Source organism: Clostridium sp. YIM B02506, from assembly GCF_022324845.1.
GTDB lineage: Bacteria > Bacillota > Clostridia > Clostridiales > Clostridiaceae > Clostridium_T > Clostridium_T intestinale.
Window position 1 is genome coordinate 114,953 of the sequence record NZ_JAKGTG010000006.1, and the last position, 22,416, is coordinate 137,368.

The 22,416-nt window shown below is 30.8% G+C and carries 21 protein-coding genes and 1 other annotated feature; of the genes, 5 read left to right on the forward strand and 16 right to left on the reverse strand.

Going from position 1 to position 22,416, the window contains the following annotated elements:
• Positions 1–5: 5 nt before the first annotated feature.
• A complete protein-coding gene (locus L1S49_RS07160; RefSeq protein WP_073020360.1) occupies positions 6–446 on the reverse strand; it encodes an ACT domain-containing protein in 441 nt (146 codons plus the stop codon).
• A 479-nt stretch (positions 447–925) separates the two neighbouring features.
• On the opposite strand from L1S49_RS07160, the gene L1S49_RS07165 reads away from it, so the two are divergent.
• Complete coding sequence (locus L1S49_RS07165; protein WP_238903288.1) at positions 926–2,275, forward strand: MATE family efflux transporter; 1,350 nt, start codon at positions 926–928, stop codon at positions 2,273–2,275.
• A 54-nt stretch (positions 2,276–2,329) separates the two neighbouring features.
• Here the strand turns inward: L1S49_RS07165 and L1S49_RS07170 are convergent, their stop codons facing one another.
• From L1S49_RS07170 to L1S49_RS07190, 5 genes are all read right to left on the reverse strand, one after another.
• On the reverse strand, positions 2,330–2,530 hold the full coding sequence (locus tag L1S49_RS07170; protein WP_238903289.1) for a hypothetical protein: 201 nt from the start codon (positions 2,528–2,530) through the stop codon (positions 2,330–2,332).
• A gap of 66 nt (positions 2,531–2,596) precedes the next feature.
• Positions 2,597–4,252: a hypothetical protein gene (locus tag L1S49_RS07175; protein WP_073020353.1), complete on the reverse strand. Its 1,656-nt coding sequence runs from the start codon at positions 4,250–4,252 to the stop codon at positions 2,597–2,599.
• Entirely contained in the window at positions 4,245–4,970 is a 726-nt protein-coding gene (locus L1S49_RS07180; protein ID WP_073020351.1) for an ABC transporter ATP-binding protein, read from the reverse strand. Before L1S49_RS07180 ends, L1S49_RS07175 begins: the two co-directional genes overlap by 8 nt.
• Positions 4,971–5,052: 82 nt before the next feature.
• Positions 5,053–5,574 (reverse strand): nucleoside recognition domain-containing protein, encoded by a 522-nt coding sequence (locus L1S49_RS07185; protein ID WP_021804334.1) that lies wholly within the window; start codon positions 5,572–5,574, stop codon positions 5,053–5,055.
• Between the two features lie 8 nt (positions 5,575–5,582).
• Positions 5,583–6,158: a nucleoside recognition domain-containing protein gene (locus L1S49_RS07190; RefSeq protein ID WP_238903290.1), complete on the reverse strand. Its 576-nt coding sequence runs from the start codon at positions 6,156–6,158 to the stop codon at positions 5,583–5,585.
• A 158-nt stretch (positions 6,159–6,316) separates the two neighbouring features.
• Between L1S49_RS07190 and L1S49_RS07195 the strand changes: the two genes are divergently transcribed.
• Entirely contained in the window at positions 6,317–6,499 is a 183-nt protein-coding gene (locus tag L1S49_RS07195) for a hypothetical protein (RefSeq protein ID WP_238903291.1), read from the forward strand.
• A gap of 261 nt (positions 6,500–6,760) precedes the next feature.
• Here L1S49_RS07195 and L1S49_RS07200 read toward each other — a convergent pair whose 3' ends face one another.
• The 4 genes from L1S49_RS07200 to ileS form a co-directional block, all read right to left on the reverse strand.
• Positions 6,761–7,438, reverse strand: coding sequence for a SprT family zinc-dependent metalloprotease (locus L1S49_RS07200; RefSeq protein WP_238903292.1), 678 nt, complete (start codon positions 7,436–7,438; stop codon positions 6,761–6,763).
• A 64-nt stretch (positions 7,439–7,502) separates the two neighbouring features.
• Positions 7,503–8,501, reverse strand: coding sequence for a LacI family DNA-binding transcriptional regulator (locus tag L1S49_RS07205; RefSeq protein WP_238903293.1), 999 nt, complete (start codon positions 8,499–8,501; stop codon positions 7,503–7,505).
• 265 nt (positions 8,502–8,766) lie between these two features.
• A complete protein-coding gene (locus L1S49_RS07210) occupies positions 8,767–10,197 on the reverse strand; it encodes a sodium-dependent transporter (RefSeq protein ID WP_238903294.1) in 1,431 nt (476 codons plus the stop codon).
• 74 nt (positions 10,198–10,271) lie between these two features.
• Positions 10,272–13,382 carry an isoleucine--tRNA ligase gene (ileS, locus tag L1S49_RS07215; protein ID WP_238903295.1) on the reverse strand — a complete coding sequence of 1,037 codons (3,111 nt, stop codon included), beginning with the start codon at positions 13,380–13,382 and terminating at the stop codon, positions 10,272–10,274.
• A 45-nt stretch (positions 13,383–13,427) separates the two neighbouring features.
• Positions 13,428–13,690: a binding site (T-box leader), on the reverse strand.
• Positions 13,691–13,917: 227 nt separating this feature from the next.
• Between ileS and L1S49_RS07220 the strand changes: the two genes are divergently transcribed.
• Entirely contained in the window at positions 13,918–14,136 is a 219-nt protein-coding gene (locus L1S49_RS07220) for a (2Fe-2S)-binding protein (protein WP_021804327.1), read from the forward strand.
• A 90-nt stretch (positions 14,137–14,226) separates the two neighbouring features.
• Here L1S49_RS07220 and L1S49_RS07225 read toward each other — a convergent pair whose 3' ends face one another.
• The 3 genes from L1S49_RS07225 to L1S49_RS07235 form a co-directional block, all read right to left on the reverse strand.
• Positions 14,227–14,829: a DUF1643 domain-containing protein gene (locus tag L1S49_RS07225; RefSeq protein ID WP_073020340.1), complete on the reverse strand. Its 603-nt coding sequence runs from the start codon at positions 14,827–14,829 to the stop codon at positions 14,227–14,229.
• A 190-nt stretch (positions 14,830–15,019) separates the two neighbouring features.
• On the reverse strand, positions 15,020–15,253 hold the full coding sequence (locus L1S49_RS07230) for a hypothetical protein (RefSeq protein ID WP_073020339.1): 234 nt from the start codon (positions 15,251–15,253) through the stop codon (positions 15,020–15,022).
• 63 nt (positions 15,254–15,316) lie between these two features.
• Positions 15,317–15,706: a hypothetical protein gene (locus L1S49_RS07235; protein ID WP_073020337.1), complete on the reverse strand. Its 390-nt coding sequence runs from the start codon at positions 15,704–15,706 to the stop codon at positions 15,317–15,319.
• A 150-nt stretch (positions 15,707–15,856) separates the two neighbouring features.
• Here L1S49_RS07235 and L1S49_RS07240 point away from each other — a divergent pair, with 150 nt between their 5' ends.
• Positions 15,857–17,032, forward strand: coding sequence for a class I SAM-dependent rRNA methyltransferase (locus L1S49_RS07240; RefSeq protein WP_238903296.1), 1,176 nt, complete (start codon positions 15,857–15,859; stop codon positions 17,030–17,032).
• A 41-nt stretch (positions 17,033–17,073) separates the two neighbouring features.
• Here L1S49_RS07240 and L1S49_RS07245 read toward each other — a convergent pair whose 3' ends face one another.
• Positions 17,074–17,700 carry a DUF3793 family protein gene (locus L1S49_RS07245; protein WP_238903297.1) on the reverse strand — a complete coding sequence of 209 codons (627 nt, stop codon included), beginning with the start codon at positions 17,698–17,700 and terminating at the stop codon, positions 17,074–17,076.
• A gap of 35 nt (positions 17,701–17,735) precedes the next feature.
• Positions 17,736–18,161 (reverse strand): flavodoxin, encoded by a 426-nt coding sequence (locus tag L1S49_RS07250; protein ID WP_073020331.1) that lies wholly within the window; start codon positions 18,159–18,161, stop codon positions 17,736–17,738.
• A gap of 185 nt (positions 18,162–18,346) precedes the next feature.
• On the opposite strand from L1S49_RS07250, the gene L1S49_RS07255 reads away from it, so the two are divergent.
• Positions 18,347–18,520 carry a DUF3787 domain-containing protein gene (locus L1S49_RS07255; protein WP_238903298.1) on the forward strand — a complete coding sequence of 58 codons (174 nt, stop codon included), beginning with the start codon at positions 18,347–18,349 and terminating at the stop codon, positions 18,518–18,520.
• A 225-nt stretch (positions 18,521–18,745) separates the two neighbouring features.
• Here the strand turns inward: L1S49_RS07255 and nifJ are convergent, their stop codons facing one another.
• Positions 18,746–22,276, reverse strand: coding sequence for a pyruvate:ferredoxin (flavodoxin) oxidoreductase (gene nifJ, locus L1S49_RS07260; RefSeq protein ID WP_238903299.1), 3,531 nt, complete (start codon positions 22,274–22,276; stop codon positions 18,746–18,748).
• Positions 22,277–22,416 lie beyond the last annotated feature (140 nt).

Here is a 22,416-nt window from a genome sequence, read left to right on the forward strand (position 1 = left end):
GCATACTATTCTACAAACAAAACTCTGGTTTTAACAACATTAGGAAGCGCATCTATACTTTCAAGTAAGGTTTTTGCTTTTATAGTTATATTGGATACATCCACAGTTATTGTTACATTGGCAGTTAAATTTATAGGTATATCTTGATTTATCGTAAGTATATTTCCCTTATATTCAGCTATAAGATCTAATACTCTAGATAAGGCTCCTGCTTCATGAGAAAGCAATATATTTAATATAACTTTTCTGCTATTAATAGGCTCATTCATTGGGTATATTGCATCCCTATATTTATAATAAGCACTTCTACTTATCCCAACTTTCTTAACTCCTTCAGTAATATCTTTTACTTGTTCACTGTATATAAGCTCTTTAACCTTCATAACCTTTATAAATATATCAGGCAATATCTTTCCATTTACTATATAAAACTTCTCTTCATTCACTTTATCACTCCTTTGTGTTTCTCAGAGAAATACATTTGTCCTTAATTTGTGTTTCTGCATAAATTATAACATTTGAATAATAATAATAATAGGCTAAATTAAGCCACTTTATGAAAATATACTTGTTTTTATATGGCATTCTTTGTTTTTCTTGATATCTTGTCTACTTTTTAAGTTTGAAGATGAGTTAGTATATTTTTGTGATACAATACATTCATGCCTTAGGCATTTAAGGGGGCTATTATACATAATTTCTAAAAGCATCTCAGGCATGGGGCTAAGCCCTGAGAAAAAGCTTTTAGAACCCTTATACCCATAAAACAAACAATTAATTAGTCTCTAAATAAAATTTAAGATAGAGAAAATATCCCAATGATTTTAGGATTTTCCTTATGGAATTTCCTTATTTTTTTGCCTTTTTATTAGGTTAGTATATAATAGTTAATGTTGGTTTAAAAACTGTTTTGAAAGGAGTTTTTATGAACATTAATAAAAATACTATTGGTGAAGTATTAAGGCTTGCCTTACCTGCTGTAGGCGAAATGATACTTTACATGATGATATGGGTTTTCGATACCATGATGGTAGGAAGATATGGAGGAAATCTTGCGGTAAGCACTGTTGGTCTTGGTTCAGAAATAATCTCAACCTTTTCTAACATGCTTATAGCTTCTGGTATATCTATAGGTATAACTTCCTTAGTTGCTAGAAATATTGGAGCAAATAAAAAAGACAAGGCTGAAGAATATGCTACCTTAGGATTTGCTTCTGGGTTAGTTATAGCTCTTATATTATCCTTATCCTTTTTCTTTTTCTCCGAGAATATTTTAAAGTTAGCCGGTGCTGATAATGAGGTTATAAATTTAGGAAAAGCTTATTTAAAGATTGCTTCAATAGGAATATTTTTCTCTATGCTTATGAACGCTTTAAATGGTGCTTTAAGAGGTTCTGGTAATACTAAAATCCCTCTTTTAGCTTCTATAATAATAAATCTTATTAATATACCTTTTGATTATCTGCTTATATTCGGAAAGTTTGGATTTCCTGAGTTAGGAGTTAAGGGAGCTGCTATTGCTACCTCTTTAGCTCAAATTGTAGGCTTTATATTTATCCTAATTTATATTTCTAAATACTCAACTATTAAACCTAGATTAAAATATATAACAGAATTTAAGTTTGAAAGATTTTCTTCACTTATAAGATTATCTATCCCTTCTTCCCTTCAAGAAGGTGCTTTCAGTATAAGCAGACTTTTAAGCAATATTTTTATAATTTCTCTTGGAACCATAGCTTTTGCTTCTAATCAAATTACAACCACTATTGAATCTATAAGCTTTATGCCTGGTTGGGGGTTTGCCGTAGCTGCTACAACTTTAGTAGGCCATAAGGTAGGACAAGGCGATTATAAAAAAGCTAGAGAATATGCTAATACCTCTATTTTTCTAGGTGTTATAGTTATGCTATTTTGCTCAATTTTATTTTTAGTAATCCCAAATCTATTAATACGACTTTTTATAACTCCTTCTGAAACCGAGGTTATAAAATTAGGTACTTATTGTTTAATGATAGCAGCTATAGAACAACCTTTTATGGCAATATCTATGATTGTTGGTGGTAGCTTAAAAGGACTTGGAGATACAAAAACTCCCTTTAAGGTTGCATTGTTCTCTTCCTGGATAATACGACTGCCTTTAATGTTTATTGTTATTTATACACTTAAACTATCAGTTGTTTATGTTTGGATTATAACAACTCTTCAATGGATAATAGATGGCTCATTGGTTTACTTATTATATAGGAAAAAATTTAAAAAAGTGGCTCAAAAATAAATAGGCAGCTTTAAGATTTTTATTCTTAAAGCTGCTTCTTTATATTAATAATCATTACTCTTTGCCTTTTTTACTTTTTACTACAAAGTTATACACAATAGATATTAGGATACCGCTGACTCCTCCTAATGAAAATCCTAGAGGAACATTGCTTATGATTGCTCCTAATACTACTCCTATACCTGATCCAAAGGCTATTCCATAACTTATTCTTGTGATATCCCCATCTGTAGAGTTCAACTTATCCCTTTCCATTTCCCTCTCCTCTTTTTTTATTCCTTCATATATATAGACGATTAAAGTCTCATAAAAGTTCTCTTTTTATTCAAGTTTTTCAACTTTTTTTGTAGCCTTGCTTATTAGAAGTTTGTAACTTACCCCTATTAATATTATTAAGTATATTAAAATACCTAAAATACCAATCACATTAGAAATTAAATTACCAGCAACAAAAATTACTAAGCCTAAAATTCCTATAACAATACCTATTCCCATAACTTTTAAGGAATTTAAGTTGTTTTTAACTGCCTGCTGCTCATTTTCCCAATAAAGTTTAGGACTATAGCTGTCTACTATAACTCCAATAATGCTTATTAAAGTTATTACAACCTCACCCATTAAAAGTGATAATAGAATTACATACACATCTACTTTAAACACTACTAGGGCTACACTACATATTATATTTGTAACACTGCTTAAAAGTATGCCTACAATAACCTTAGCAAACAACTTAACTCTTGTATCTGTAGGTAGATATTTTATTATAAGAAGTTCTCTACCCTCTCTAGATATTGAAGTTGCAGCTATTGAATTTGCACTTACTGAAAAAGCTAAAAACGCCATGTATATTCCTACTATTATAATTTTGTTATCTAAGCTATTTATAAAGTTAGAAACTTGATATATTCCTCCTGAACCTGTACTTAACATTGGAATAACGAATATAATTATAGGTAATATCAATGTTGATATACAATTAACTATATAGGAAGGAGTTCTAAATAATATTTTTATTTCTCTCATAATCCAAGCCTTAAGAGCAGAGTTTTGCTTTATAAGACTTTTTTGCTCCTCATTACTTAACTTCTTTTTAGTTGAAGAGGATTCTGATAATCCAACTACTCCCTTTATATAAACTTTTTCTGCTAAAACATATAGAACTATCATTACTAAAGAAACAATTAAAATTAGTAGTCCTAAATTAATAAATCCTTTAGAAGTTCCACTTTCACTTAAAGCATAAGCAGAAACTTTAGTGTTTATAAATACTGTATTCATTTTATCTAAAAGAGACCCTTGCCCAAATATTTCTTGAATATCTTGAGCATTATCCATAGTCATTGCACCATTTCCTATCCTCTGACCTAAGAAATTAATCCCAAGACCTAAAAACAATCCTATTAAACCAGTAACTACTTTAAATGCATCCTTATATTTAGAAAGATTCGTAAATCTCATCAATATAAAACTCAATATAACTCCATAAGCTATAGGAATAACTGGAATAGTAATGTAGACTATTAATGCGGTTATGTAATAAAATATACCGCTACCAGATAATACTCCATAAGCTATAAGTGCTGGTATTATAACTGACAATATTATATATTCATAAACTAGTAATGTTAGAAATTTTCCTATGACTATATGAGATGCTTTTATGGGTAATGGAAGTATCCATTCTATATCATTATTAAAATAAAATATACTCATTACTCCAGCTATCCCAAATAAAAATATAATTGTGGAAGCTCCATTAAACAAGGTTCCTAAAATTAGCTCACTTTGATTAAAGTGGTCTAATACTCCATAGCTTACTGTTACAAAAAGAGTAATTGGAACCGCAAGCATTATAAGAATAAATCCCATGGCTACTATAGTTAATGCCTTTTGTCCGCCTGACTTTACATTAGATGTTAAACTCTCATAGAAATTTCTTAAAAAAAACTTGGTTATAGTAACTAACTTATTCATTTTCAGTCATCTCCAAGAACATTTTTTCTAAGGATTCATCTACCTTAAATTGATCTTTTATTTCTTCGAGAGTTCCACAAAATAATAATTTTCCTTTATTTATAATAGCTACTCTATCACATAATTTTTCTGCTACATCTAAAACATGAGTTGAAAAGAATACTGTTTTTCCTTCTTCAACATGCTCCCTCATCATTTCCTTAAGTATATATGCTGATTTTGGATCTAAACCAGTCATAGGTTCATCTAATATCCAAACATCTGGTTTATGAAGGAGTGCTCCCATTAATACTATTTTTTGTCTCATTCCATGAGAGTAGCTTTGTATCTTATCCCTTAAAGCAGTTTCCATAGAAAACCTTGTTGCTAATTCAGAAATTACTTTTTTTCTCTCATCTGCAGAAACATCATAAACATCTCCAATAAAGTTTAGATATTCTATTCCCTTCATTCTTAAAAACATATCTGGATTATCTGGAACATATCCAAACTGTTTTTTATAAAGTATAGGATCTTTAGTTATGCTTATTCCATTTATTAAAATCTCACCTTTTGTAGCCTCAGCTATGCCTGTAAGCATCTTTATCGTAGTTGTTTTTCCTGCTCCATTTGGTCCTAAGAAACCAAATATTTCTCCGTTGTTAATGGTAAGTGATATGTCATCCACGGCATTAACTCTACCATTATAGCTTTTAGTTGCATTGATTATTTCTATCACCCTAATCACCTCATAATTATAAAATTATTAAACATTATCCATAATCTTATAATAAGGTAATATATACCTTTTGTCAAGAATTTTACAGTATTGTTTTTACAATTATTAAAGCCATAATTATAGCAGTCATATCTGCCATAACCGCTGCCCATAGAGTATGTCTTATCTTTTTTATTTTTACAGCTCCAAAATACACTGTAATTGTATAGAAAATTGTCTCTGTTGTTCCCATAATTACAGAAGAGACCAAACCTATATAATTATCTACACCATAGGTTTTAAGAATATCTGTAAATACTCCTATTGCTCCACTTCCTGAAAGAGGTTTAATTAGGATTAAAGGGAGTATCTCTTTAGGTAATCCTATTAATACTGTTATCGGAGATAATAAAAAATTCAATATATCTATTAGTCCTGCTTCTCTAAATATTTTTACTCCTACTACCATAGCTAAAAGGTATGGAAATATTCTAATACATACACTTAAGCCATCCTTTGCCCCTTCTACAAACCACTCGTAAACTTTTCTATCTTTGATCATTCCATAAGTTATTATAATAAATAATATTATCGGTATTATACTCAAACTTAAATATCTCAGCATGACTCCTCCTAAAAATATCTCTGTAATATTTTACAGCATATTATTCCTACCAAAGCTGCGCTGCCAGTTGCTATCATTGCAGGAATTATTATAATTGCTGGGTTCTCTGAATTTAGTGATGCTCTTATTGATATGATTGTTGATGGTACTAACTGTATACAAGCAGCATTTAATACTAAAAATAATGCCATATCATTGGAGGCTCTACTTTTATCTTTATTTAATCTCTGCATTTCCTCCATAGCTTTTATTCCAAAAGGAGTAGCCGCATTAGATAACCCAAACATATTTGCAGTAATATTCATAACAATAGCTCCGAGAGCTTTTTCATCTTTGGAAGCTTCCTTAAAAATTATTCTCAAAAATGGTTTCATAACTTTAGCTAGTTTTTCTGTTAATCCACTTTTTTCGGCAACTTTCATTACTCCACACCAAAAACACATCATTCCTACTAGTCCAACAACTATTTCTACTGAAGATGCTGATGAGTCCACTATCCCTTTACTTATATCTGCACCTTTTCCTGTCACCATTCCAACTATTATTCCTAAGGCTATCATAAAGAACCATATATAATTTATCATTTTGTACTCCTTTCTACTAATTCTGGACATAATAATCTATATGCACCTTAGTTGTTTTATAGAATAATTTCTTGAAGCACTTATTAATACGTGATAGGATAAAATTGCAGATATATTTAATTATTAATATTAACCCAAAGAAAAAAAGGAGATTTCAAATGGAAGAAAGCAAACTAAAATTAGCTCAACATGAAGTTGACGAAGCTTTAAGAACTGTAGAAGATATAGAAAAAGTTATTGATGACAATAACTCAAAAGATGTACTAAAAGAAAAGTTTATGACTCTTTCTCAAAAAGTTCAAGAACTTGAGGATATATTAAAAACTGAAGGAATTCTTTAGTTTAGTTGAGAGTTGAGAGGGGAAAGTTGAAAGTTATGGAGGATAAAATTTGGCAGAGCTTTAAAAAGCAGTTAAGAGAGAATAGTTAATAGTGGTGGTTGAAATTCCTTAAGGGAATTTCTGAATTAATTTGTAGTTTTTTACAGTTGTAAAAACATCCATTACTATTAACTTTTAATTATTCACTATTAACTCAAACTCTCAATTCTCCACTCTCCACTAAAAAAATTGTCAATTGCACTTTGTCAATTTTCAATCATCTTATACTTCATAATTGTGTCCAAACTTTTTCAGATGTTCTAAATAAACTTTATAATTAGGGATTATATTGGAGACCTCTCTCCAAAACTTTTCTGAATGATTCATTTCTTTTAAATGACATAATTCATGAACAATCACATACCCTATAACCTCTTTAGGTGCCATGATAAGTTTATAACTTAAATTAATATTTCTTTTTGAGGAACAGCTTCCCCATCTAGTTTTCACATCTTTAATTCTTACACTGTTTACTGTGAAGTTGTATTTCTCAGCCATTTCAACAGTGAGCCTTATTAGATACTCTTTGGCAATTTTTTTATACCATTTTTTTATTAATTCCCTTACTTCATCTTGATTGTGATTAGGATTTATAGATAAATAGACTCTTTGCCCATCGTATTTTAAACTTATCCCCTCTTCTTTTTTCTCAATTATAGTTACAGGAACTTTTTCACCTAAAATATACAACCAACCTCTTTCTAGTATGGATGGACCCCTAAGCTTTGCTAGTTTGTCTATAAGTTTTTCTATTTGTTTTATATTTGAATTAATTATAGCTTCTGCTTCCTTATTGCTAATTCTATAAGGAGAATATATGATTACTTCTTTCTCTGAGGCTATTTTTACTCTTACTGTTTTTCTTCTCTCACTTACAATTACCTTATAATTAAAATTCATTTTAAATTCTCTCCAAAGTATCCTAAAAATAAAGGAGCCCCAATTTTTTTGGAACTCCTAAATGCTATTTACAGCTATCTCTTTCAATTAACTCATGTTCTAAAACATAATGTCCTTGTTCTAACTCTTTTTGATTTATAAGCTTAATAAGCATTCTCATAGCTACCGATCCCATATCATACATAGGTTGAGCTATTGTTGTTATCTTAGGATAGAAAACAGCTGATGAGTAGATATTATTAAAGCCCATAACTTTAACGTCTTCTGGAACGCTTATTCCCTTATCTCTTAAGGCATTTATAGCCCCCATAGCTACTTCATCTGAACCACATATTATTCCATCTATAGATTCACCTGAAGAAACTATAGCCTCTACGCCTTCACTACCAGTTTTAACTTTTAATGGACCAAAGAATGTTCTCTTAGGATCTATTTCAAATCCTGATTCTTTCATAGCTTTTTCATAACCATTAAATCTCTCTGCCCAAGCATTTAATTCTTCTTTTTCTATTCCTATATAAGCTATCTTTTTTAGCCCTTTATCTAATAGATATCTAGTAGCTTCATAAGTTGCCTTTTCGTTATCTATAGTAACACTTGGTAACTTACTTTCCTTATCTTTAGTTTCAATTAACACTGTTTTTACGTCTAATTCATTTATTAATCCTAAAATTTCATCTTGTAGAGAAGAACTCATATATAAAACTCCATCTACCATTTTTTCTTTTAGAACTCTTAAATATTCTTTTTCTTTTTCTACATCAAAGTCAGAATTACATAGCATAACATTATAATCATAAATATTAGCTACATCTTCTGCTCCTCTAACCACTTCTGGATAGAATTGATTAGATATATCTGGTATAAGTATACCTATTGTCTTTGTTCTTTGAGTTTTTAAACTTCTTGCAACTATATTGGGTCTGTAGCCTAATTTCTTAATCGCATCTACAACTTTCTTTTTTGTTTCCTCATTTACAACATCGATGTCATTCAAAACTCTTGAAACTGTTGCTATTGAAACTCCCGCTTCTCTTGCAACGTCTTTAATAGAAGTCGCCATAACTAAATCACTCCCGCTTATCACAATATTTTTTTATATTTATTTCCACTTGGTACTTTACTAAGTTCAGCTCTTATTATATTTTAAACACTTTTATTAAATTAATCCGTACTAAACGTTTTCCTCCCTTAATTATACGAAAGTTTAATAAAGTTTTCAATTATTTTCATAAGCTAATTACCATTTTATCAATTATAAAATTAAAATCAACCCTAAATGACAAATTTAGGGCTGATTTCTACTATTTTTTATATAATTTAACAAATTAATTAAATACACCTATACTATTTAAGAAAATAACTGTAATTAATATAGGAATTATATATCTTAAACACACTCTAAGGTATGGTAGATACTTAACATTTTTATTTAGCTGTCCGTAATTTGTAAGTTCTTGTTTAAAGCTGTCTTTTTTAATAAAGTATCCTATAAATATTGCTGTTAATAATGCAGCAAAAGGCATCATAACATTATCTGTTAGGAAACCAAATAAATCAAAGAAATTTTTGTTTCCAATAAGTACAGCTCCAAATATACTCTTAGGATGTACTGTAATAGCACCTATTATAAATATTATTGTTGAAGTTATTCCTACAGATTTAATTCTACTCATATTAAATTCTTCCATGAACATTCTTACAGGTGCTTCCACTAGAGAAATCATAGCTGTAGTTGCTGCTATTGCTGTTAATAAGAAGAAAATAGCCAAGAGTCCATTCCCAAAAGGTAATTGTGCAAATGCTAGTGGTATACTTTTAAATAGTAAACTTGGACCTGAACTTGGACTTATCCCAAATTCAAAAACTACTGGAAATATAGCTACTCCTGCCATTAATGATATTACCGTATCAGATATAGCTACTTTAACTGAGTTGCCCATTAGGTTTGTATCTTTTTTATAATAGTTTGAGTAAACAATTAATATTCCCATAGCTAAAGCTAGCTTAAAAAATGCTAACCCTAAAGCTGTAAGTAATGTTCCAGCTGTTACTTTAGAAAAGTCTGGAGTAAAAAGAAAACTTAATCCTTCTCCAGCTTTAGATAAAGTTAATGATCTTATATCACAAAGAAGTATAAGAAGTAGGAATAATGGCATTAATACTTTTGTGACCTTCTCTATCCCATTTTTAACTCCCGCTACTAATACTATAGATACAACAACTAAAACAACTAATTGCCATATCATAGGAGTATATGTACCATTAACACTATTGTTAAATGTGTCTGAAGTAAACTTTACAGCTTCTTCTCCTGTAAGATTTTTAAGTGGTGAGAAGTCACCCTTTATTGCCTTAAATAAATATTCATAAACCCATCCGGCAACTGCTGAATAATAAAACATTATAAATGCTGCTGTTGTAACTCCCAGCCATCCTATAAGTTTAAAGATTCCACTTTTTCTTATCTTATTTAGAAAGTTAAACTTAAAATTATGATAATTACTTTCTTCTATGGCCCCAATTGATCCAAAAGGATTTCTTTTAGTACTTCTTCCAATATAAAATTCACTTAACATCAAAGGAATTCCTAATAATAATACAAATATAAAATATATAAGTATAAATGCCGCTCCCCCATTAGCCCCAGTTACATAAGGAAACTTCCATATATTTCCTAATCCAATAGCCCCACTTAGTGTAGCAAAGAAAACTCCTAAAGACGAGGAGAATCCTTCTTTTTTACCTTTGTTTTCCATAATTTCACCTCAGCGTAAAATATAATATACATTCAATAAGCAATATACCCTTAAGGCATATTGCTTATTAATATTTAACTTAATTTTTCTACTAACATACTAAGCTTTTCACCATTGATATTAGCTTCTACATAGTTTTTATCTTCATTATAGAAAATATTATCAGTCAAAGTATCTGTCTTAATATTTGCTTGGAATTTATCAACTACTTTTTCTAATAACTCATTTCCAGAAACGTATAGGTTTATTCTATCTGCAACCTCAAAACCACTTTCTTTTCTCATGTTTTGGATCTTAGATATTATTTCTCTTAAATGTCCTTCTTCTTTTAGTTCTTCAGTTATTGTTGTATCTAAAACTACTCCTATAGAACCTTCTCCAGAGAAAGCATAACCTTCTAATCCCTGCATAGTTACTAATAGGCTTTCCTTATTTAACTCTATTTCAGTTCCATCTACATTAATAACTTCTACTTCTCCGTTTTGTATCTTTTGAGCTAAATCCATTTGATTTCTAGCAGCTATTTCTTTTCTTATGCCAGGAATCATCTTTCCATAAGCCTTACCTAAAACAGGAAGGTTAGGTTTTATTTCAAAATTAACATATTTTGAAAGATCAGCTCCAAATTCAACAACTTTAATATTAAGCTCATCTTTTATGATGTCTCCATAATAATCTGGAAGAGAATCTGTTGATACTAACATTTCTGAAAGTGGCTGTCTATTCTTGATGTTAGCAGTATTTCTAGCACTTCTTCCCATTTTAACTATAGAATAAGCTAAATCCATTTCTTTTTCTAAATCTTCATTAACAGCTGAAGCATCATATTCTGGCCACATAGTTAAATGTACACTTTCAGGTGCATTTTCATCTAAAGAAACAACTAAACTTTGGTATATAGCTTCTGTCATAAATGGTACAAATGGTGCACCTATTTTTGATAAAGTAACTAAAACTTTATATAAAGTTGTATATGCTCCTATCTTATCTTCATTTAATTCTGTAGTCCAGTATCTAGCTCTATTTCTTCTTACATACCAGTTAGATAATTCATCTACAAATTCTTCAATAGCTAATGCAGCTTGAGTTATCTTGTAACCTTCTAAATTATCTTCAACCACTTTTATAAGTGTGTTTAGCTTAGATAATATCCATTTATCCATTACATTAGATGATTTAAAATCTGAGTATTTAGTTGCATCAAATTTATCTAAATCAGCATATAGAACGTAGAATGAGTATACATTCCATAAAGTGCTTAGGAACTTTCTTTGAGTGTCTGCAACATCATCCTTTGAGAATCTTGTAGGTAACCATGGTGCACTTGCAGTATAGAAATGCCATCTAGTAGCATCTGCTCCTACTGTGTCTAAAACATCATTAGGTGCAACAACATTACCCTTAGACTTAGACATCTTTAAACCTTTTTTATCTAATACGTGACCTAAAACTATACAATTTTCAAAAGAATTTGTATCAAATATAGCTGTAGATATCGCTAGTAGAGTATAGAACCATCCTCTAGTTTGGTCTACTGCTTCTGATATAAATTGTGCTGGGAAGTTTTTCTCGAAAGCTTCCTTATTTTCAAATGGATAATGTAATTGTGCAAATGGCATAGATCCTGAATCAAACCAGCAGTCTATAACTTCTGAATATCTCTTCATTTCCTTTCCGCACTTTTCACAATTTAAATGAACATTATCTATATAAGGTTTGTGTAATTCTATATCTTCTGGAACGTTAATTCCTTTTTGTTTTAATTCTTCAATGCTTCCTATACATTCTTGATGCCCGCATTCACATTCCCAAACAGGAAGTGGAGTACCCCAATATCTGTTTCTTGATATTCCCCAGTCTATAACATTTTCTAAGAACTTACCAAATCTTCCTGTTCTAATGTTATCTGGATACCAGTTTATTTTGTTGTTATTTTCAAGAAGTTTATCTCTTAAAGATGTAGTTCTTACAAACCAGCTATCTGTTGGATAATATAATAATGGTGTATCACATCTCCAGCAGTGAGGATATGAGTGAAGATGTTTTTCTGCTTTTAAAAGCTTATTATGCTCATCTAGATATTTAACTATATCATCATCGCACTTTTTAACAAACTTTCCAGCCCAAGGAGTAACCTCTGGTTCAAATTCTCCTTTTCCATTAACTAAATTAACGAAAGGAAGATTATACTTTCTTCCTATTAAACTATCCTCTTCACCATAAGCAGGCGCTATATGAACTATACCAGTACCATCTGATAAAGTAACATAGTCTCCATGAACTATATAGAAGCCTTTACCTTCAACTTTAGCAAAAGGTAGTAGTTGCTCATACTCTAAGCCTAATAACTCTTCGCCCTTAAATTCTTTTATAACTTCAACTTCTTCACCTAATACTTTAGAAACTAAATCTTTAGCAAGTATATAAACTTCCTCTTCTTTTTTAACTTCAACATAGGTATATGCCTTATTTATACATAAAGCAACGTTTGAAGGTAACGTCCAAGGAGTTGTTGTCCAAGCTAATATATGCTTATTTTCTTCTCCCTTAACCTTAAACTTAGCTATAGCAGTTAAGTCTTTAACATCTTTATACCCTTGAGAAACTTCATGAGAAGATAACCCAGTTCCGCATCTTGGGCAATATGGCATTATTTTATGACCTTTATATAAAAGATCCTTATTCCACATTTGTTTTAAAGCCCACCATACTGACTCTATATAAGTGTTGTGATAAGTTACATATGGGTTCTCCATATCTACCCAGTAACCTATTTTATTAGTCATTTCTTCCCACATACTAACGTAAGTAAATACGCTTTCTTTACAATCCTGAACAAATTTTTCAACACCGTACTCTTCTATTTGTTCTTTTCCTGATATACCTAGCTTCTTTTCTATTTCAAGTTCTACTGGAAGTCCGTGAGTATCCCACCCAGCTTTTCTAACTACCTTAAAACCTTTCATTACCTTAAATCTAGGGATTATATCTTTCATAACCCTTGTTAAAACGTGACCTACGTGAGGTTTTCCATTTGCAGTTGGAGGACCATCATAGAAGGTAAAAAACTCTCCATCTTCGTTCATATCGAAATTTTTCTTAATTACATCTTTATCTTTCCAAAAACTTGCTATTTGTTTTTCCATATCCAAAAAGCCATTAGATGTGTCTATCTTTTTATACATTTGTATTCTCCTTTCTTTATAAAAAGCAATAAAAAAAACCTCATCCTAACGGACGAAGTTATATTCGCAATCCCACCTTTAGGTTCGAACTACTTCTAAATTTCAACGACTTTATGCGAAGTAGTATTAAATCAAGTACTAACATACTTTATCCTTTAACGCAAGAACACGGGAAAAGCTTACTATATTATTAATTTCAGCCTCCAACTCCCAGGTGATTTTCCTTAATTCTTGTTGTAACTTTCCACCAACCAGTTACTCTCTAAAAACAAAGAAAACTAAGTACTTGCCCTGTTCATAGTCTTTAAATGAATTATATAATAGCGATTTTAAAAAGTCAATGTGATACTTTATCATAAAATAAAACTTTTCATGTGAAGGTTTAAACTTAAGTTTAATTTATTTAATTAATAATTTTTATTAATTAGTATTGACTTTCATATAGCAATATGTTTTAATATAGGTACAAGGAAATAACCACTTTCCAAATACCTATTTATCCCCTTAACCAATAATGATTGGAGGTTATAGTCTTATGGACAACAACTTAAATCAGGAGATACTTGATAAACTGACTAAGGTTTGTTTATGTAAGGCTATTCCTAGATCAAAAATTAAATATGCTATAAAAAACGGTGCACACACCGTTCAGGAAGTACAAAAAGCAACAGGCGCTGGTTCCGGTGGTTGTTGTGGAAGAAGATGTACTCCTAAGATTCAAGAGTTAATTAATAGCCAGTTATCTCTTGAATAGTATTCCCCTTATTCGTATTAGTAAACATTTTATATCTCCCTATTATGATACCCCTGTGAAATCACAGGGGTATCTGTTTTATCTTATGTTTTAGTATACTTTAACAGCATCTCTAAAACTCCAAGCTAAAGGATGTTTAGGATATCCTTTTACACTAAGATCTCCTATTGTATATATATTTTTTTCTTCATTAGACTCTATTAAACAGTCTCTTAATATTTTTAATACCTTTTCTATTCTTTCATTATAAAGACTTTCTATTCCCTTTATAGGTTCACCCCATGCTAATATAATTTCGCTTGATTCTTCTATTGCCTGTTTTATAACCACATCATTTTTTATACGCTTCCCATCTATTTCAAATTTATCTTCATTTCCACATATAAAATTTCTATAGCCCTTATTGTATTGAACTTCTTCGAAATCATAAACCACAAAAAGGTTAACCATCTCTACAGTACTTATATAATTACCATACTCTTCTTTGGCTCTCAAAAATTTTACTATTCTTTTAGTTACATTATTACAACTATCATCCTCTAGTCTTTTGGGATTTCTCCCTATAATTAGAACCTTATTTTTTTTAACTCTTGATAAGTTAATACTTAGTTTAAAACATCTATCGCCTTTAATATCAAATAAACTTCTAGATAAGTCTCTTTGAGTATATTTAGGGTATCTTATAACTCCCATTATTAGTCTCCCTTTTCACTATATTTAGTGTTCATATAAAATTAATATTGAGAAGAACTTTTTTATATTCCAATTTTTTATTTTACAAACAAGTTCTTCTGCTAATATTTTATTTAATATTACTTTTTTTGTGCTTTTAAAAACAAAAAAAAAGATGTTGCTAATTAAATTTATAGCAACATCTTTTTTATTATAATTTTCCTAAAAGTTCCTTTATTATCTCAACTTGATTAGTAGTTAGACCCATTTCTTCTCCTAATGATCTAGAATCATATCCTTGATGAATATAATCTTTAAAAGCTTGCAATTTTTCTGGGTCGGTTATATACTCTTCAATTTTGCTTGAGTCCACACTAGGAATATTTTTCACCTCATCCTTTAGTTTATCAAACAGGTTCATTTCTCTTATTTTATCCCAAGACATAAAAACACTCCTCCTTTCTTACTATAATAGTATTAGAAATGAAGAGCATTTTTATTATGCAAACTATTGGGTTTTTATTTTATCTAATAGGCTTTTTGCAATAGCCACTACTATAATCATTTTAACTATGTACGATACAATTATGGATGCACTAGGTTGAAACATTATTCCTGTAATTGAAGATATGGCATTAATTACAACATATAAATAAATAGAACCACTATACCACCTAAATACTCCAACAATAGCTATTAAAGTTATTAATGAAACTATCGTATTTATTACAACTTCCGTATTTGATAATACCTGATAGGTATCTGCAAGTAGTGAATTAGACTTTGCCATATTATAAGCCCATTTATTAGTATAATAAACAAACATTCCATAAAAGGCACCAATTCCTTGAAGCACTAAAAATATAGTTATAAGTATACCTCTTTTTCTTTCTTTCATATAATTACCCTCCAGTTTATCTGAATCAAGATTTACTTCACATTATAATAGTAATAATTTATCAGATATTTTTCAATAGAAATAATGCCCTCTAGTAAATCAAATCTTTTATGCTATAATTTATATTAGTCTAATTTAAGGAGTGAAATTATGGATTCTAAATTCTATTTACATAAAGGTTTAACCAAAAAGTCTTTACACGGACGTCCTTGGATATATATCAATGAAATAAATGAATACGATGGAGACTATGTTAATGGTGACATAGTTGAAGTTTATGACTTTAAGGGTATATTTTTAGGCAAGGGGTATGTTAATGATAAATCAAAGATTACTATAAGAATAATGACTAAAAACATTGAGGAAGAAATAGACGAAGCTTTCTTTAGAGAAAGATTTTCTATGGCTTGGCAGTATAGAGAAAAAATAATCGACACTTCTTCTTGCAGATTTATTTTTGGAGAAGCAGATTTTCTTCCTGGTCTTACTGTAGATAAGTTTGAAGATTATTATGTAATTCAGATATCTACTTTAGGTATGGATAAATACAGAGATACCGTTGTTAAAATTTTAAAAGAAGATTTTAATGCTAAAGGTATTTATGAAAGAAGTGATATTTCAACTAGAGAAATTGAAGGATTAGAACAAAAGAAAGGATTCTTAACAGAACCTTTTGATACTATGGTTCAAATAGTTGAAAATGGAGTTAAGTATTATGTAGATATTGAAAATGGTCAAAAAACTGGCTTCTTTTTAGATCAAAAAGAAAACAGAAAAGCTATCCACAGAATATGTAAGGATGCAGATGTATTAGACTGCTTTACTCACACTGGATCTTTTGCTTTAAACGCTGGAATAGCTGGAGCTAAATCTGTATTAGGAATAGATATATCTCAACATGCTGTTGATTTTGCAACAAGAAATGCAAAGCTTAATAACTTATCTGATACAGTTAAGTTTGAATGTCATAATGCTTTTGATGTTTTAGCTGACTGGTCTAAAGAAGGTAAACAATATGATGTTGTTATTTTAGATCCTCCAGCCTTTACAAAAAGCAGAGATACTATAAAAGGTGCTAAAAGAGGTTACAAGGAAATAAACCTTAGAGGTCTTAAGATGGTTAAAAAAGGTGGTTATTTAATCACTTGTTCTTGCTCACATTATATGAGTGAAGAGCTGCTTTCTGAGACAATTATGGATGCTGCAAAAGATGCTAAAAGACAACTTCGTCAAGTGGAATTTAGAACTCAATCTTCAGACCATCCTATACTTTGGGGATCAGATGAATCATATTATTTAAAATTCTACATATTCCAAGTTATATAATTCTAAAAAGAGAGCTCCTTACCCACAGGAACTCTCTTTTTTTACATATACCAATTCTCTCTTATATCATAAATTATATTATTAAGGGTGACCCCTTTCATAATACCTTTCATTGCTATATCTTTGCTTTTATCATAATGATTAAATATTTTGGTGGCTTTTTCTTTATCTCCATACACCTTCCAATATCCACACATTAAGCAATTCTCTCTAGTACACTCCATAAACGCCTTCACATCTTCAAGAGGAATCCCTAAAAATATACCTAATTCATGAGGACAGTGAACTTCTTTATATCTAGATATTAAGCCACTTAATAAATCTTCTATGTTATCCTCTCTACAATACCCTATGTCTTCAAGAAAAGTTAAATTACATTCTTGAGACAATGTATCTTCTAGAGCTTTTTCGTTATAAACAAGAGCAACTAACGACTTTTCATCCTCTCTTAAATTTATAGACTTTAATCCTATTTCATCTAAAAATCTTTTTCCCATGGACTGCCATAGATTGTATAAACCTTTTGCTCCTCTTGTTAACGTAATAGTAGAAGATGGTTTAATACCAGCTATGACTGGAGATAACAGATAAGTAAAAAAGTTTTTTAGATAATCTTCCTCACCCATTTTACTAAGTATTTCAAAAAAAAGTTTATTCTCTTTTTCCATTCTTCTACCTCTCTCTAAAAAATACTTTATGATTATTATTTCACTATTTTCTTTCCATATTCAACACATTTATCAGCTTCTTCCCCTTGTGGGAATTCATTTACTATTAATCCTTCTTCTATAACATTTGCACCATAATCATTCATTCTAGCAACCCAGCTAACCATCCAATCTCCTGAACCCCAGCCGTATGATCCAAATAAACCTACAGGTTTTCCTGTTATAACACCACTTATAGATTCAACAAATGGTTCCATTTCGCCTTCTTCAATTACTTCATCCCCCATAGCTGGTGAACCTAAAGCAACTACATCAGCATCTTTAACATCTTCAAGTGTTGCATCTGAAACTAAAAGAACTTTAACTTCTGCACCTTCTTCTGTAGCTCCTTTTGCTATTAAATTAGCCATTTCTTCAGTATTACCTGAACCACTCCAATAAATTACTGCTACCTTTTTCATAATTCCCTCCTAATGATAATGATTTTCATTAATATTTATGTTTTTATTTTAACAACTTTTTCTTGGTTAATCAATAGCAATATTGTTTTATTTTTCCTCATTAACCATTAAGAATATATGAAATATATCATTAATCTTGCAAATACTAATAAAGCTAATATATTTCAAGAAAGGATTGTGATTATATGACTAAGAAAAATATTAATGAAAAAGAAAAGGATATGTCTTTACCTATAGAAAACCATGAAACTGCCGCTTGGGCAAATATAGAAGATTTAAAACCTGTATCAAAGGTATCTATACCTAATGAGTCTGAAGTACGTAATGCAAAGGATTGGGTAGATGCTAACGAGAAGTAGAAAAAGAGGCGTCTCAAAAAAAATGAGATGCCTCTTTTTATGCTACTAATAATCTATTGGTGTATAAATAATTAGATAATTAGGTAATTAAGTAATCAGGTAATTACCTAATTAGGTACTTAGGTAATTAGATAATCAGATACTTAAGTAATTAAATACTTAGATAATTAAGTATGCAATTACGTATCTAATTATTTACTTAGATACATATCTACTTAGCTAAAACTATTCACTAAAATTCATTTCTGATAATCTCTTGTAGTTTCCATATCTCTCTTTTGCATCTTTTTCAGCTGCATCAAACATCTTATCTGCAATTTCTGGGAATACAGTCATTAGTGATGAGAAACGAATTTCTCCATTTAAGAAGTCCTTATAACTTTCCTTAGGCTCTTTTGAGTCAAGTGTAAATGGATTTTTTCCTTCATCCTTAAGTTGTGGATTGTATCTATATAGATGCCAATATCCTGAGTCTACTGCTTTCTTTTCTTCTTTTATGCTACTTCCCATACCGATCTTAATACCATGGCTTATGCAAGGAGCATAAGCTATAATTATTGATGGCCCTTTATAGCTTTCAGCTTCTTTTATAGCTTTTATTGTTTGATTCATGTTAGCACCCATAGCAATCTGTGCAACATACACATAGCCATAACTCATAGCCATCATTCCAAGGTCTTTCTTTCTTACTTTTTTACCACTGGCCGCAAATTTAGCTATAGCAGCTGTTTGAGTTGATTTAGAAGATTGACCACCAGTGTTGGAATATATTTCTGTGTCCATTACGAATATATTTACATCTTCTCCGGAAGCTAATACATGGTCTAAGCCCCCAAATCCAATGTCGTAAGCCCAACCATCTCCTCCAATAATCCATTGAGATTGTTTTACTAAATAGTCTTTTCTCTTTAAAATCTCTTGAAGCTTTTCATCACTAGAATATTTTCCATCTTTTAATAGGCTAAGAATCTTTTTACTTGCCATCTTTGACTCTTCTCCACTGTCCATCCCTGTTAACCATGAGTTAAAGGCTTCTTTTAATTCTTCATCTATGTCAGAGTTAGCAGCTTCTTCTATAAGACTTGCTAACTTATCTCTTATTTGCTTTGTTCCTAAATACATACCATATCCAAACTCTGCATTATCCTCAAACAGAGAATTTGCCCAAGCTGGACCTTTTCCTTCTGCATTAGTTGTATAAGCAATTGATGGAGCACTTGCTCCCCAAATAGAAGAACATCCAGTTGCATTTGCAATCATCATTCTTTCACCAAATAATTGAGTTAATAGTCTTATGTATGGAGTTTCTCCACATCCAGGACATGCTCCATTAAATTCTAATAACGGTCTTATTAATTGACTTCCTTTTAATGTATTTCTATCCATTAAATCTTCTTTAGGTTTAAGGGTCATAACAAATTCCCAGTGATCTTTGTGAAGTTCTATTTGTTCTTCTGCTGATTTCATAATTAAAGCTTTTCCTGGAGCTGGACATACGTCTGCGCAGTTACCACAACCAGTACAGTCTAATGGACTTATTGCAATACGATATTGATACTTCTCTAACCCTTTTCCTGTTGCTTGTTTTGTTACTAGAGTTTCAGGTTTATTATTAGCCTCTTCTTCATCTAATAAAAATTGCCTAATAGTTGCATGAGGACACACATATGCACATTGACCACATTGAATACACTTTTCCATCTGCCACTCTGGAACCATTACAGCTATTCCTCTCTTCTCATATGCAGTGGTTCCAAGTGGATATGTTCCATCCTCAAATCCTACAAATGCGCTAACAGGTAAATCATCGCCTTCATTTTTAGCCATTACTCTTTGAATTTTCTTTACAAATTCAGGTTCATCTTTTTCTTTTACAGCTTCATCTTTTGCATTTTTCCAAGCTTCAGGTATATTAACTTTTATTAATGCTTCTGTTCCTTGGTCTATGGCTGCTTTGTTCATATCAACTATTTTTTGACCCTTTTTGCCATAAGTTTTTTCTACTGAGGTTTTAAGATAATTAACGGCATCTTCTACTGGGATAACTTTTGCAAGCTTAAAGAAAGCACTTTGCATTATCATATTGATTCTACCGCCAAGTCCTATATTTCTAGCTATTCCTACTGCATCTATTGTATAAAAATTAATATTATTTTCTGCTATGTATCTACGAAGTGATGCTGGCAGTTTTTCATCTAATTCAGCTTCGCTCCAAGGACAATTAAGTACAAATGTACCGTTTTTCTTTAATCCCTTTATTACATCAAAGTTATACACATAAGACCTATTATGACAAGCTATATAATCTGCTTCATAAACTAGATAAGGGGATCTTATTCTTTCCTTCCCAAATCTTAAATGAGATATGGTACTTCCTCCAGATTTTTTACTATCATAAGCAAAATAAGCTTGTGCATATAGTTCTGTATTATCACCAATTATTTTTACTGCTGATTTGTTTGCTCCAACAGTTCCATCTGAACCTAATCCCCAGAACTTGCAGCTTATAGTTCCTTCTGCTGTGGTTTCTACACTTGGTCCTTCTTTTAAAGAAGTATTAGTAACATCATCTACTATACCTATTGTAAAGTTGTCTTTAGGACTTTCTTGTTTTAGATTATCAAACACAGCTAAAATCTGTGATGGTCTTGTGTCTTTAGATGCTAAACCATATCTTCCTCCAATAATAACTGGTTTTTCGCTTTCATTGTAAAAAAGTTTTGTTACGTCTAGATAAAGAGGTTCTCCTATTGATCCCGGTTCTTTAGTTCTATCTAAAACAGCTATTTTCTTAACTGTTTTAGGTAACGCATCAAAGAAGTATTTAGTTGAAAATGGTCTATATAAATGAACTTTAATTACTCCAACCTTTTCTCCTTTTCCTCTTAAATAATCTATAGATTCCTCTATGGTATCACACACCGAACCCATAGCTACTATTATGTTCTCTGCACTTGGATCTCCATAATAATCAAAAGGACGATATCTTCTTCCTGTTATATTTTCTATTTTCACCATATATTCTTCTACAATATCAGGTATTGCATTATAGAATGGATTTGAAACTTCTCTGCCTTGAAAATATACATCTGGATTTTGAGCTGTTCCTCTAGCTACTGGATGTTCTGGACTTAACGCTCTATCTCTAAATGCTTGAATGGCATCATGATCCACTATTTTATATAAATCTTCATAGTCAATAATCTCAATCTTTTGGTATTCATGAGATGTTCTAAATCCATCAAAGAAGTGGGCAAAAGGAACTCTTCCTTTTATTGCTGAAAGATGTGCTACACATCCAAGATCCATTGCTTCTTGAACATTTGAGGACGCTAATAAAGCGAAACCTGTTTGTCTGCATGCCATAACATCTTGATGGTCTCCAAATATTGAAAGAGCATGAGTTGCAATAGCACGAGCACTCACATGAAACACTGCTGGCAATAATTCTCCAGCCATTTTATACATATTTGGAATCATTAATAGTAATCCTTGAGATGCTGTATAAGTAGTTGTTAATGCTCCTGCCTGAAGTGATCCATGTACTGAACCTGCTGCTCCTGCCTCTGATTGCATCTCAACAACTCTTACGGTTTGACCAAACATATTCTTTTTACCATGAGCCGCCCATTCATCTACCCCCTCAGCCATAGGTGTTGATGGAGTTATAGGATATATTGCTGCTACATCTGTAAATGCATAGGATGCATAAGCTGCTGCTTCATTCCCATCCATAGTTTTCATTATTTTTTTCATTAGGTTTAACCCTCCTCTAAAAAACTTTTGCTAAACTATTTTTTTACTAATCTTAAAATATTATTCCAATTGCCTACTGTTCCCATACACAAAACTTTAGTAAATAAAAAAAACAGGGTTGATAAAAATATCTACTCTGT

Excerpts from the sequence above, each read along its gene's own strand:
- L1S49_RS07245 (WP_238903297.1), bottom strand. The coding sequence starts at position 17,700 with ATGGAAAAAGAGAATAAACTTTTTTTTGAAATACTTAGTAAAATGGGT.
- L1S49_RS07195 (WP_238903291.1), top strand. The coding sequence starts at position 6,317 with ATGGAAGAAAGCAAACTAAAATTAGCTCAACATGAAGTTGACGAAGCT.
- L1S49_RS07255 (WP_238903298.1), top strand. The coding sequence starts at position 18,347 with ATGACTAAGAAAAATATTAATGAAAAAGAAAAGGATATGTCTTTACCT.
- L1S49_RS07210 (WP_238903294.1), bottom strand. The coding sequence starts at position 10,197 with ATGGAAAACAAAGGTAAAAAAGAAGGATTCTCCTCGTCTTTAGGAGTT.
- L1S49_RS07165 (WP_238903288.1), top strand. The coding sequence starts at position 926 with ATGAACATTAATAAAAATACTATTGGTGAAGTATTAAGGCTTGCCTTA.
- L1S49_RS07205 (WP_238903293.1), bottom strand. The coding sequence starts at position 8,501 with ATGGCGACTTCTATTAAAGACGTTGCAAGAGAAGCGGGAGTTTCAATA.
- L1S49_RS07250 (WP_073020331.1), bottom strand. The coding sequence starts at position 18,161 with ATGAAAAAGGTAGCAGTAATTTATTGGAGTGGTTCAGGTAATACTGAA.
- L1S49_RS07240 (WP_238903296.1), top strand. The coding sequence starts at position 15,857 with ATGGATTCTAAATTCTATTTACATAAAGGTTTAACCAAAAAGTCTTTA.
- L1S49_RS07185 (WP_021804334.1), bottom strand. The coding sequence starts at position 5,574 with ATGCTGAGATATTTAAGTTTGAGTATAATACCGATAATATTATTTATT.
- nifJ (WP_238903299.1), bottom strand. The coding sequence starts at position 22,276 with ATGAAAAAAATAATGAAAACTATGGATGGGAATGAAGCAGCAGCTTAT.
- L1S49_RS07220 (WP_021804327.1), top strand. The coding sequence starts at position 13,918 with ATGGACAACAACTTAAATCAGGAGATACTTGATAAACTGACTAAGGTT.
- L1S49_RS07190 (WP_238903290.1), bottom strand. The coding sequence starts at position 6,158 with ATGATAAATTATATATGGTTCTTTATGATAGCCTTAGGAATAATAGTT.
- L1S49_RS07200 (WP_238903292.1), bottom strand. The coding sequence starts at position 7,438 with ATGAATTTTAATTATAAGGTAATTGTAAGTGAGAGAAGAAAAACAGTA.
- L1S49_RS07170 (WP_238903289.1), bottom strand. The coding sequence starts at position 2,530 with ATGGAAAGGGATAAGTTGAACTCTACAGATGGGGATATCACAAGAATA.
- L1S49_RS07235 (WP_073020337.1), bottom strand. The coding sequence starts at position 15,706 with ATGAAAGAAAGAAAAAGAGGTATACTTATAACTATATTTTTAGTGCTT.
- L1S49_RS07225 (WP_073020340.1), bottom strand. The coding sequence starts at position 14,829 with ATGGGAGTTATAAGATACCCTAAATATACTCAAAGAGACTTATCTAGA.
- ileS (WP_238903295.1), bottom strand. The coding sequence starts at position 13,382 with ATGTATAAAAAGATAGACACATCTAATGGCTTTTTGGATATGGAAAAA.
- L1S49_RS07230 (WP_073020339.1), bottom strand. The coding sequence starts at position 15,253 with ATGTCTTGGGATAAAATAAGAGAAATGAACCTGTTTGATAAACTAAAG.
- L1S49_RS07175 (WP_073020353.1), bottom strand. The coding sequence starts at position 4,252 with ATGAATAAGTTAGTTACTATAACCAAGTTTTTTTTAAGAAATTTCTAT.